Raw genomic sequence first — 13,012 nt, forward strand, 5'->3', positions numbered from 1 at the left:
GTTTGTTTTATTTGGTTATATGGTTTTGAGATAGCATGTTAAAACTTAATGGTAGCCGGTAGATATTTGGCCACAAGCGCTTTATAATAAGGCTGCAGCTCTGCCCAGCTTTTTTGATTGGGGTTTTTAGAGTACAGATCGTAGGGATTAAACAGGTTTACCCATTTAAACATTTCGTGGTCTTTTTCGCTCATCAGGTGATCATATGCATTTTCCCGGTGCTGCGAATAAAAAGAATGGTAACGCAGCATGTATAATCCTGGCTCCGGAATGTATGGCTTCATCATGTGGTACACATACTCATCATGTCCCCACGACATGTCTACATGATCCAAACCGCAATTTTGGGTATAAACACCCAATTTGGTCTGATAGGTTTCGTTATTGAAATCGGGGTTTTGGCTGAAAAATTCAGGATAAACAATTTTATCTGAATAGGCACAGCCTACCGGAAAAGTATCGCCCACTACCGCCCATTGCGGCTCTCCGAATAAGCAAAGCACCTTACCCATATCGTGGATCAAACCCACCAATACCATCCAATCGGGATGACCGTCGTTTCTGATGGCTTCTGATGTTTGCAACAGGTGCTGCATCTGGTCCAGGTCGGTATCAGGGTCAGAATCATCCACTAACTTGTTCAGAAAATCAAATGCACTCCAGATAGGCATCTCCTGTTTGTCGAACTTTAAATAATCTGCTTTTTTCTGTTTTACGAAATCATAGGTCTGATAGGTATGGTTAAGCCTGTAAAATTCTTTTACGCTATCCTTTTCTGTTTCATCATAATTTCTAAACTGCTCTTCTTTTTTTTCAGCATTGATGTTTTTCGGATCAGGGTAGCGGATCAATATATCCTCTTCCCATTGATCAAGATTTTGCAATGGATTTTGATTATCCTTTGAAGCTTCGCTTTGGTTTCTCATAAGGCCAGAAATTGATTTGGTTAAAAAATTTTCTTTGATTTTATAAGTTAAAGTTGAGTTTTTGAAAGCTTAAACTTTTATATTCTGCCTATTTTATTTACGTAAACGATTAAGTAAAATATTATTTTTTACGTCTGTTTTTTATTTAAATATCTTTAAATCAAGTATTTAATTTGTATTGCTGCGCCTGCAGGTATATTTTTAAGTTAGGTGCATTCGGAGGGGAGATACGTTAAATAATAAAAAATAAACGTTGTTGTTACGATTATTTCTTATTTTCGTTTATAAGCAAGGTATCTTTTCTTAGTCGTAAGAGATATCGGCTTGCTAAACCAAATAATTGTTATGAACATCAACTTCACCCGGCCCGATCTGTGTTGCCAGCAGCTGTTTGTTTTTTAAGATTTTGGTAAAAAAGAGGAAGCGCCAAAGCTATTGTTTCAATAATTTTTACTGCTAAACACAGCCGTTTTCTCAATAAAATAACTAACAAAACAAATTTTAATAACATGGCGGAAGCAGTAAATATTAAGCGGTTGGCTCAGGAGTTGAATATTTCAATAGCAACCGTTTCTAAAGCACTTAATGACAGCTACGAGATTAGTTTAAAAACCAAGAACAGGGTATGGACTTTGGCTAAGGAACTAAATTATACGCCCAATCCGGCAGCCAGCAACCTGCGGAGCCATAAAACGAAAACGGTAGCCGTGGTTATTCCCTGTGTAGCCAATAATTTTTTCTCACTGGCTATAAAAGGAATTGAGGAGATTGCCAGGCAATACGGTTATCATGTATTGATTTACCAAACCCATGAAAATATAGAAGCAGAAGTTGCCTTTACCAATAGCCTGTTAAATGGTCGTGTAGATGGCATTCTTACCTCAGTATCGAGCAGTGAATATAACAGCGAATATTATACTAATCTGGTGAAGAAAATTCCTTTGGTATTTTTCGATCGTGTTTATGAAAATCTGGATGCGGTAAAAGTAACCACCGATGATTACGAGATAGCTTTTCAGGCGACTGAACATTTAATTGAATGTGGCTGTACCAAAATTGCGTATTTATATGGATTGGAAAACCTTCCTGCGGGTAAAGCCCGGTTTGCCGGTTATCTCGATGCATTGAAAACACATGGGATAGATGCTGCGGAACAACTTGTTGTTAAATACCATGATGACGAAGAATTAAACCTGCAGCATATTAAGGAGTTGCTTGCGAAAGATAAACCAGATGCACTTTTTTCTTCCATCGAAGAATTTATCATTCCTGCTTATTGCGCTTGCAGGGAATCAGATCTTAAAATTCCTGATGATGTTAAAATACTCAGTTTTTCGAACCTGAATACCGCCAGACTGCTGAGCCCTTCGCTTACTACAATTACACAGCCAGCGTTCGAAATCGGGCGTGAAGCGGCAAAATGCCTGTTCAAAATTCTCAATAATAAACAGCTTGATGATGAGCAGAATATCATCCTGAAATCGGTGCTGATCAAGCGCGAATCGACGGGTTGTTAATGAGGATAAATCGATGTTATTGCTGTCTGCTACGCGAAAACGTTTACGTAATTAAATAATCCAATTAAGCCGCCAACATTGGGATTTTTTCTGATTTTTAAAAAAAACCAAATATAAAAAACCCTTATGAACCACTTGTCTGCATTCGATTATGCTGTTTTTTTGATGTATTTTGTTATTGTTTCGGCTTACGGCTATTGGGTTTATCGGAGCAAGAAAAAAAAACGTACCGATACCAAAGATTATTTTCTGGCAGAAGGTTCGCTCACCTGGTGGGCCATTGGTGCATCAATTATTGCTTCTAATATTTCTGCCGAACATTTTATTGGCATGTCGGGTTCGGGTTTTGCTATGGGCCTTGCCATTGCCAGTTACGAATGGATGGCCGCCGCTACGCTCATTATTGTAGCCATATTCTTTCTGCCCATTTACATCAAGAATAAAATTTACACGATGCCGCAGTTTCTGTCTAACCGCTATAATAATACGGTAAGTACGCTAATGGCTGTTTTTTGGCTGCTCGTTTATGTGTTTGTAAACTTAACTTCCATTTTCTTTCTTGGTGCTATTGCCATCGAAACCATTACGGGCGTTCCTTTTAATATCTGCATCATTTTTCTGGCCATTTTTTCTGCCATTATTACTTTGGGAGGGATGAAGGTAATTGGTTATACCGATGTAATACAGGTTTTTGTTTTAGTGGCAGGCGGACTGATTACCTGTTATATGGCGCTTAAACTGGTGTCCGAAAAATTAGATGCCCCCAGTGTTTTAGCCTCACTTCCTTTATTACGCAGTGAAGCATCCGATCATTTTCATATGATATTTTCGAAAGGAGATAAATTTTATAATGAACTGCCCGGTATTGCGGTGCTGGTAGGTGGTTTGTGGATCAATAATTTAAATTACTGGGGCTGTAACCAATACATTGTTCAAAGGGCGTTGGGCGCTGATTTAAAAACCGGACGTAACGGATTAATATTTGCGGCATTTTTGAAATTACTCATTCCGGTAATTGTGGTTATCCCGGGTATTGCGGCCTATGTACTTTATCAACGTGGTTATTTCCATTCCGAAATGCTCGATGCTGCGGGAGTGGTTAAACCCGATCATGCTTATCCGGTACTGATGAACTTATTGCCTGCAGGGATAAAAGGACTGGCTTTTGCTGCGCTTACTGCCGCTATTGTAGCCTCTCTTGCCGGAAAATGTAATAGCATAGCCACCATTTTTACACTCGATATTTATAAAAAGTTTATCAAACCCGAAGCTTCAGAAACGCGCCTGGTTTCAGTTGGCCGCTGGTCTGTGGTTATTGCATCATTAATTGCGATCATCATTGCTCCCGCATTGCGTAGTTTCGATCAGGTTTATCAGTTTATTCAGGAATATGTCGGCTTTATTTCGCCGGGTGTTTTTGCTATCTTTTTACTCGGCTTTTTCTGGAAGAAAACCACTTCGCGTGCGGCACTTACCGCTGCATTATTAACCATTCCCTTATCTACATTATTTAAATTCCTGCCTGCAGTTACCAATGGAGCTATCGCACCGATTCCTTTCTTAAACAGAATGTCGTGGGTGTTTATGATTATCATAGGATTAATGATTGTGGTAACCTTAACCGATCCGAAAAGTAAAGATAACCCGCAGGGACTTGAAATTGACAGCAGCATGTTTAAGGTTACTCCTGCATTTACCATTGCCTCAGTGATGATCTGTGGTATCCTTGCCGCACTTTATACTGTTTTTTGGTAAGCAAAGCTTTAAATAGCTGATTTATTTATTTTTAACGAATTGATCATGAAGATTAAAACCTTATCCTTTTTGGCATTGCTGATTTCTTTTAGCGCAGTGGCTCAAAATAAATTATACAACATTAAAACCTATGGTGCGGTTGGCGATGGCAAAACCAACGATGCCGTTGCTATTCAGAAAACCATTGATGCCTGTTCAGCAGCTGGCGGTGGACAGGTAATTGTACCCGCTGGTCATGTATTTTTAACCGGTCCTTTTAACTTAAAATCCTTCGTTAATTTAAGGGTGGAAGGTGGCGCTAAACTCCTGGCTAGTCCAGATGAAAAACTGTATACCCAAAGCGCTTTTAGAGAAAATAAAGGCGAAGGTACCATCTGGATCGGCGGAGAAAAGCTCGAACAGGTGAGCATTAGCGGAACAGGTGTAATTGATGGAAATGGGATTTCCTTTATGGGGGAGGAGCTTAACGACTCGTATGTATTAAAACCTTTCAATATTGTTGATCCGCGACCGCATTTGCTTACTCTGATCGGCTGTAATAAACTGAATATAGAGGGGGTAACTTTTCAGAATTCAGCCTACTGGACGGTTCATTTAGTGGGTTGCAATGATGTCTCGATATCAAATATCACCTTGCTGAACAGCATTAAGATCCGTAACAGCGATGGCATTGATCTGGATCACAGTAAAAATGTGAGAATTACGAACTGTTTTATCGAATCGGGTGATGATTGTATCTGCTTGAAAAACAGGCGGGAGTTTGAAGAATATGGTGCCTGCGAAAACATCGTGATCAGCAACTGCACCATGACTTCCAGCTCATGCGCCATCAAAATAGGTTCTGAAAATATGGACCGGATTAGCAATGTGCTCATCAATAATTGTAATATCAGGAAGAGCAACCGCGGCATTGGCATTCAAAACCGCGATGAGGGTACAGTAGATAATGTGATTTTCTCCAACCTCTTTATCGAATCGAAGCTTTTTTCGGATGTATGGTGGGGCAAGGCAGAGCCGATTTACATTACGGCTTACCCCAGGGCAAGCAGCAACAATAAAGATGCCGGTTGGCGTTTGCCAAAAGGACAAAGCAAGGGCAGGGTTGGGGCGGTTAAAAATATTTATTTCAGTAATATCCGGTGTACCGGAGAAAGCGGTGTGTACATCAGTGGCGAAAGTCCAGATAAAATTTCCGGGATCTACTTTGATCAGGTTACTGTTTATCTCGATAAAACAACAAAGCAAGAAGGCGGCGTATACGATCGTAGGCCAAGCAATGTGGAGGGACTGGTTAAAAGTGCAATTGCAGGGTTTCATTTCGAAAATACCGGATACATCAGCCTACTGAACAGCAATGTGGTATGGGGTGTAAATAAACCCGGCTATGCCGGAAAAGCCCTGGAACAAAAGAATGTAAGTCAGCTCAAAACAGTGAACTTTAGCGAAAGTACCGCAGATAAATAATTAAGGGTTCCCCTAAGCATTAAACCTTTGGCTGTACTTCGGTTAGTCAAGCCCTGCTATGCCCTCAAGTGTCTGTTTAAGGCTTTTCTACTTAAACGTTTACGCAAATAAATACGTCTAAATCCAATTAAAGGCCTGCTTTTTTTAACAACTTCGCTATACCATAATTACTACGGAGGCAATAAGCCGGAAAATAGTAACACTGGTGAGCGGAAAGGAATATATGTTAAAAACGATAAACGTATTGGTTGATTTACCCGATTTTGGTATTGTAGAATTACCGCTGGTTTATGTTATGGAAGGCGATAAGACAGGCGTTTGTTTAGTAAACTGTAAGGTGATGTTGAGTGCCGAAAATCAGCCCGAATGGCTATTAACAACCGCTTTTAATATTGTTTATACCCACGCTGAGGCGGATAACGCAAACATTGTTTCGGTAAGTACCGGTAACGGAACCACAAACCGCTATCATGAAATTATGCTGAGCATTGTATCGTCATACATTAAGCTCAAAGAAGATCGCATTGATTCAAATCAGTCCTTAACAACGACTTCAAGTGTAGTTGAATAAGTTATTGTAATTCAGGCTGCTGTTCTCTTTGTGTAATTTCAGTCATTGCAACAGCGATTTCGTTAAGGGTTTTGACGCTGAAAACATGTCTGCCGGTTAACCACCTTTTGATTTCATCAGGATTAATATCCAGTATAGTCGCAAGATCGTTTTCTGTTGAACTCTTTTCTGCAAGTATGTCTCTGGTTTTATGGGCAACTTCCAGGTTTAGCTGCGTGAGTTGCTCAATTGCAGGATTTCCGGTTTCTTCCAGCCAGATCGAAACAAAATCGTTTTCTTCCATTTTATTCTTTTTTTACGGTTTAGAACAACAATGTACTTAACCATCAACTGTTCATTTGGGCGGCAAATTTAGTGATTAGCCCCATTATTGCAAACCAGAATTAAAAGAAAAGCAATCAGCCGGTGATTAGTCTGCCTGTAGGTTTAATTTAATGGTTGATTGTGCTTATCTTAGTGCAGTTGACTAAATTTGATCTTATATGCACTTAAAAGCTGCTTTTTGATTATTCTTCAACCTTACTCATATTCCAATTAGATCAAATTACAAATGGCATCAGACCAGAAATTCGTAGACTTTATAATAGATCAGATAGATTATTCCGAACAGGTTAGCTATAAAAAAATGTTTGGCGAATACGGCTTGTATTTTGATGGTAAGTTGTTTGCCCTGGTGTGCGACAATAAGCTGTTTATCAAACCAACTTTATCTGGAAAGGCCTATATAAAAGATGTGGTGGAAGCACCGCCTTATCCCGGCGCAAAAAATCAGTTTCTAATCGAAGCACAATTAGAAGATCGCGATTGGCTGAAAAAACTGGTAAGCATCACTGTAGCCGAACTGCCTGAACCCAAACCCAAAAAAAAGAAATAAGAATAGAATTTTGCTTGATTATAAGTAGACGATTTCTCAAAGATGGCATAAGAAAACCGTATAACCTGGTTGATGTATTAGGTATGATGGAAGTATTTTTTGACAAGTCAGGAAAATCTCTATTTTTATTCCCTGAATCAAACCAATGACAAACCGACTGCCCAAACCTATACTCATCTTCAGTGTGCTGCTGCATTTAAGCTTCTTATGCTTGATGAAACCGGTATTTGGACAGCTTTCCTTCGATCACCTATCGGTAAACAACGGGTTGTCGCAAAGTACAGTGCTTTCCATTTGTAAAGATAGCCGTGGTTATATGTGGTTTGGTACACGCGATTGTTTGAACAGATATGATGGGAAGAGTGTTAAGATTTACCGCACAGATCCAGACAATCCAGCCTCTATCAGTACCGAAGATTATATTTATGCCTTGGAGGAAGACCGGCAAAAAAATCTCTGGATAGGAACACAAAACGGTCTAAACCGTTACATTCCCGAAAAAGATGCTTTTGAAAGGATTGCTTTTGATCCAAAAAATGCCAACAGCATTAGCGATAAGATTATTCTTTCTATCTACGCCGATAGGAGCGGAAAAGTATGGTTTGGTACAAACCAGGGCCTAAGCATGCTCGAGAATGGGAGCTCCCGAAAATTTAAAAAGATCTACCAAAAAGACGGTCTTGCCGGAAACTCGGTGTACACTATTTTTGAAGATAGTAAGGGGAATATCTGGGTGGGTACCACCACAGGCCTGAGCCGGTTATCGTTCAAGGAGGGTAAATATCATATCCAGTCCTTTTATCATCGGGCAGGAGATCCCGGTAGTATCAGCGGCAATTCCATCCGCACTATTGCAGAAGATGGAAAAGGACGGATCTGGATTGGGTCAGAATCTGAAGGTTTAAATCTTTTTCTTCCTCAATCGCATTCATTTAAAAGGTTTAGGTACAGTGCACTACAGCCAAATGCTTTAAGTAACGATATTGTCCGGAAAATTATGCCCGATGGAAAGGGTAATTTATGGATAGCCACCATGAATGGCCTCAACATTCTTGATACGCAAACCCTGGGTTTTACTTCCTATAAACATGACGCCGATAACCGGAAAAGTTTAAGTGATAACTCTATTAAAGAGATTTTTCAGGATGATCAGGGATCCATTTGGATAGGGACGATGTTTGGTGGGGTAAATGTAGCCCATCGCAATACAATTCCATTTACCGTATTCAAATACAGTAAGTACCGTAACAGCATCAGTAGCGATATTAGTAGTGTAATAGCGGCTGATAATGATCAGAATTTATGGATCGGAACAGAGGGGCAGGGATTGAATTTCTACAATGTTAAAACCGGACTATTCAAAAAATATATAAACGATCCCCGCGATCCGGGCAGCCTTAGCAATAACACCATAAAAGCTATTTTTAATGATCGTAAGGGCCGGATATGGATCGGACTTTACCAAGGCGGATTAGAACTTTTTATTCCCTCAACAGGTAAATTTAAGCATTATCCGCCCGGCAGAAACGGATTGAGTCAGGGTTACCTCAGCAGCATTAGTGAAGACGACCAGGGAAGGTTATTGCTGGGTACTTCTTCCAAAGGACTGAATATCTTCGACCCTGAAAAAGAAAGTTTCCAGCTCATTGATGATCAACCTGGTCATGGCTTAAAACTAAGCAGCAGTTATATCAGGTTTGCTTATCAGGATACCAAAAAGAATCTTTGGGTGGGTACACCAAGAGGTTTGAACTTTTTACCACCCGGAGCAAATCATTTTAGCGTTTTTTCTAGGGATGATAAAACTAAAGGAAGTCTTAAATCCAGTCAGATTACCTGTTTATGGGAAGATCGCCTGGGACACATCTGGGTGGGTACCATGCGAGGAGGACTAAGTTTATATCATCCCGACTCCAAATCGTTTAGCACTTATACCAGGGCCCAGGGGCTGGCCAGCGACAATATCATCGATGTTTTAGACGATAATGATGGAAATCTGTGGATCAGTACTGATAGAGGACTTAGTAAGTTCGATTATAAGCGTGGTGTATTTAAAAATTACAATACTGGAGATGGCCTTCCAACCAACGAGTTCAATGTAAATTCAGCCTACAGAGATATCCATGGTAAGCTTTATTTCGGGAGTTATGATGGATTGGTGGTGTTTACGCCAAGAGAAATAACCGAGAATACACTTATACCCCGCACGGTTTTTTCAGGATTGAAACTTTTTAATAAACCGGTAGGCATCAATGAGGATAACGGCCTTTTGAAACAAGACATCAGTTTTACCAAAGGGATTACTTTTACCGCCGAACAAAACATCTTTAGTTTAGAGTTTGTATCGTTAAATTATGTGCAGCCACAACGTAACCGTTATGCTTACAAATTAGAAGGCTTTGAAAAAGACTGGAATTATGTAACTATCCCATCAGCAAGTTATACCAATCTTCCATCAGGTAATTATAAGTTATTGGTAAAGGGGAGCAACAATGATGGCTTATGGAGTAAAGCGCCCGTGGTAATGGAAATCCGGGTACTTCCGCCACTGTGGCAAACCTGGTGGGCTTATACCTTGTATTTTATTGCAGGCGGTTTGCTGCTTTATTTTGTGCTCCGCTTTACCAGAAGGCAGCAGAAACTGAAAACAGAGTTGTATTATGAACACCTTAACAGTGAACGCCAGAGCGAACTTTACCAGATGAAACTGGATTTCTTTACCCGTATTTCTCATGAGATCCGTACACCTTTGACCTTAATTTTTGCACCCTTAGAAAAACTGATCAAAATAACCGCTGAAAACGGTGCCGTTAACCTCCAGTTGCAAAATATAAAAAGAAATACCGATCGTTTGGTGCGGCTCATTAGCGAACTTCTTGATTTTAGAAAAATAGAAAGTGGAAATTTGAGCTTAAAAGTTTCAGAAAACGATCTGGTTAGCTTTTGTCGCCAGATCTATGAATCTTATCTCGGCCTTGCAGAAATTAAGAATATAGATTATCGTTTCGAATGCGAAGCAGAATCGATGTTGGTTTACTACGATCCGGCACAAATGGAGAAGGTATTTTATAACATCCTTTCCAATGCTTTTAAATTTACACCTGATAATGGAAAAATAACCTTTAGCCTTAAACAATCAGATGGGCTTGCCAAAATAGCCATAACAGATACTGGAATTGGCATACCTGCCGACCTGCAGGATAAGATATTTACAAATTTTTTTCAGGTAAAAAACGGAGCTGCTGCGACCGAAGGCTGGGGTATTGGTTTGGCATTAGCTAAGAATATTTTAGACCTTCATAAAGGAGAGGTTAATGTATACAGTGAGCCTGCTAACAATAAACGACAGGGCATTACCATTCTTCACGTAAGCTTGCTTTTAGGTAAAAATCATTTTAGCGATGAACAAATTGCATCCAATCCGATCGTGACAGACAAACCTGTAGCGGTTGGCTCATTAGATCATGAATTGGCTAAAATACAACTGGTAGCGCCTGAGGATAAAAAACGACATACAGTGCTGGTGGTTGAGGATAATGATGAACTCCGTGACTTTATTGTACAATCGTTAAAGCATACCTATCATATTTTAGAAGGCAAAAATGGCTTAGTGGGCTGGGAAGTAGCTACGGAACATGTGCCCGATATTGTGGTAAGCGATGTAACCATGCCTGAATTGAATGGCTTTGAACTTTGCCAGAGATTAAAGCAGGAAGAGACCACCAATCATATTCCGGTGATTATGCTAACGGCAATGGCTTCACACGTTCATCAGATAGATGGACTAGAGGCAGGTGCAGACGTATACATTACGAAACCTTTCAGTATTCAGGTACTCGAACTGAGTATCCGCAATTTGTTACAGGGGCGTGAGGAGCTCAGGCAGAAATACATCAAGCAGATTATGCTTAATCCACGGAAATTGGAAACCGCTTCGCCAGAGGAGAAGTTTTTAAACCGGCTGATGCAGTTGATTGAAGATGGAATGGAAGACCCCGAATTTAATGTGGGCGGCCTGGTTGATCAGATCGGCATGAGCCAAACTGTGTTGTATAAAAAAATAAAGGCCTTAACCGGATTATCTATTTCAGATTTTATTAAATCCCAACGACTAAAAAGGGCAGCACAATTACTAAACGATCATAAAATGAATATTGCTGAAGTAGCCTATTCGGTTGGCTTTAACGATAGGAAGTATTTTAGTAAGGAATTTAGGAAGCAATTTGGAGTGGCGCCATCAGAATACCAGCAAAAAACAGATTAATCCCCCTTTTTAAACCGATTTTTCCTCCTTTTTTTATCCGTTAAATTCAATATTTGATCTAAATGAAATATAAATTCACAAAAGATTAAATATGAAAGACCTTTTCATTGCCTTCTCAAAGGCCTGTAGCAGAACATTGATTAATTCTTTTCGAATATTATTGAACTTTTGCGGTCAGGGTAAAAGCCTACATGCGCTTGATACTACTTTTATAAAATGTAAGCGTAGTTATATCCTTATTATATCGGTTCTATTCGTAACATCAGTACCAGGTATTGCGCAAGTAGCCCATCCTGATAAACCCAATGTTATTCTAATTGTAAGCGACGATGCAGGTTATGCAGATTTTGGTTGTTATGGCGGAAAGGAAATACCGACTCCGAATATCGATGCTATTGCCCGTCACGGTGTTCGTTTTACCAGTGCTTATGTTTCAGCTTCAGTATGTGCACCCTCCAGGGCAGGCCTTTTAACTGGCCGTTATCAGCAGCGCTTTGGCTTCGAGCACAATACCTCAACATTGGTTTCGCCTGGCTATACCCTGGCTGATGTAGGAATGGACCCCGGTGAGCGTACCATTGGCAACGAGATGCAGGCCAACGGATATCGGACAATTGCTATAGGTAAATGGCATCAGGGGGATGAAGAACAGCATTTTCCATTGAAACGGGGATTCGATGAATTTTATGGGTTTACCGGTGGTCAGAGGAGTTTTTTCGCCTATAAAGCTAAGCCTGCGCGGGAGAATTTGCTCTACGATAACCATGAACCTGTTCCCGAAAGTAAGATTACTTATCTAACGGATATGCTAACCGACAGGGCGACAAGGTTTATTGAGGAAAATAAAGATCGTCCATTTTTTATGTACCTGGCGTATAATGCCGTGCATAGCCCCATGAACGCCAAAAAAGAACTGATGGCCCGTTATGCCAATATTCCTGATAGTGGACGAAGAGCCTACGCCGCCATGATGACTTCTCTTGATGATGGCATAGGCAAGCTCATGGCAAGTCTAAAAGCGCAAGGACTAGATAAAAATACCCTTTTAATCTTTATTAACGATAATGGTGGAGCGACCAACAATTCATCCGATAATGGTGTGTTAAGGGGAATGAAAGGATCGAAATGGGAAGGCGGTATCCGTGTGGCGATGATGATGAAGTGGCCCGATCACCTTGCAGCAGGTAATATTTATGCCAAGCCCGTAAGCGCATTAGATATTTTGCCAACAGCTATTGCCGCTGGTCATGGCACTCAAAAAGGCATAAAGAAACTTGATGGCGTAAACCTGATTCCTTATTTAAAGGCAGGTAATCAAAATACACCACACCAGGCCCTTTTCTGGCGAAGGGGAATCGCAGCCGCCATGCGAACTGGCAACTGGAAATTGATCCGCGTTAGGGAAAACAGCAAACTCGAGCATGTATTGCTTTTCGATCTCACTAATGACCTCTCCGAAAGCACCGATTTAGCGGCTAAGTATCCAAAACAGGTTAAACTGATGTTGCATAGTCTTGCACGGTGGGAAAATGACCTGGATACACCTCATTGGGGCAGTTCTTATGGTGGCAAGAACCAGATTATGAAACACCGCATGGAAACAAAAGGCAGGGCTATGGAAAGACTGTATCCTTAATCAAT

Annotated in this window: 9 protein-coding genes; 7 read left to right on the forward strand and 2 right to left on the reverse strand. The window is 40.4% G+C overall.

Annotation, left to right across the window (positions count from 1 at the left end):
• Window positions 1–38 precede the first annotated feature (38 nt).
• Entirely contained in the window at window positions 39–926 is an 888-nt protein-coding gene (locus CA265_06745; GenBank protein ID ARS39364.1) for an inositol oxygenase, read from the reverse strand.
• Between the two features lie 509 nt (window positions 927–1,435).
• Here CA265_06745 and CA265_06750 point away from each other — a divergent pair.
• The 4 genes from CA265_06750 (at window position 1,436) to CA265_06765 (ending at window position 6,233) form a co-directional block, all read left to right on the forward strand.
• Window positions 1,436–2,443 (forward strand): LacI family transcriptional regulator, encoded by a 1,008-nt coding sequence (locus CA265_06750; GenBank protein ID ARS39365.1) that lies wholly within the window; start codon window positions 1,436–1,438, stop codon window positions 2,441–2,443.
• A gap of 126 nt (window positions 2,444–2,569) precedes the next feature.
• Window positions 2,570–4,198, forward strand: a complete 1,629-nt coding sequence (locus tag CA265_06755; GenBank protein ID ARS39366.1) for a sodium transporter — start codon at window positions 2,570–2,572, stop codon at window positions 4,196–4,198.
• A gap of 45 nt (window positions 4,199–4,243) precedes the next feature.
• Window positions 4,244–5,662, forward strand: a complete 1,419-nt coding sequence (locus tag CA265_06760) for a glycoside hydrolase (GenBank protein ID ARS39367.1) — start codon at window positions 4,244–4,246, stop codon at window positions 5,660–5,662.
• A gap of 223 nt (window positions 5,663–5,885) precedes the next feature.
• The gene (locus CA265_06765; GenBank protein ID ARS39368.1) at window positions 5,886–6,233 is read left to right on the forward strand and encodes a hypothetical protein; all 348 of its coding nucleotides are present in this window, start codon (window positions 5,886–5,888) and stop codon (window positions 6,231–6,233) included.
• 1 nt (window position 6,234) lies between these two features.
• Here the strand turns inward: CA265_06765 and CA265_06770 are convergent, their stop codons facing one another.
• On the reverse strand, window positions 6,235–6,516 hold the full coding sequence (locus tag CA265_06770; GenBank protein ARS39369.1) for a hypothetical protein: 282 nt from the start codon (window positions 6,514–6,516) through the stop codon (window positions 6,235–6,237).
• A gap of 267 nt (window positions 6,517–6,783) precedes the next feature.
• On the opposite strand from CA265_06770, the gene CA265_06775 reads away from it, so the two are divergent.
• The 3 genes from CA265_06775 to CA265_06785 all read left to right on the forward strand — a co-directional run bounded on the left by CA265_06775 (window position 6,784) and on the right by CA265_06785 (window position 13,007).
• Complete coding sequence (locus CA265_06775) at window positions 6,784–7,107, forward strand: competence protein TfoX (GenBank protein ARS39370.1); 324 nt, start codon at window positions 6,784–6,786, stop codon at window positions 7,105–7,107.
• Window positions 7,108–7,252: 145 nt separating this feature from the next.
• Window positions 7,253–11,371 carry a hybrid sensor histidine kinase/response regulator gene (locus CA265_06780; GenBank protein ID ARS39371.1) on the forward strand — a complete coding sequence of 1,373 codons (4,119 nt, stop codon included), beginning with the start codon at window positions 7,253–7,255 and terminating at the stop codon, window positions 11,369–11,371.
• A 91-nt stretch (window positions 11,372–11,462) separates the two neighbouring features.
• Window positions 11,463–13,007: an N-acetylgalactosamine 6-sulfate sulfatase gene (locus tag CA265_06785; protein ID ARS39372.1), complete on the forward strand. Its 1,545-nt coding sequence runs from the start codon at window positions 11,463–11,465 to the stop codon at window positions 13,005–13,007.
• Window positions 13,008–13,012 lie beyond the last annotated feature (5 nt).

This window comes from Sphingobacteriaceae bacterium GW460-11-11-14-LB5, from assembly GCA_002151545.1.
Classification (GTDB): domain Bacteria; phylum Bacteroidota; class Bacteroidia; order Sphingobacteriales; family Sphingobacteriaceae; genus Pedobacter.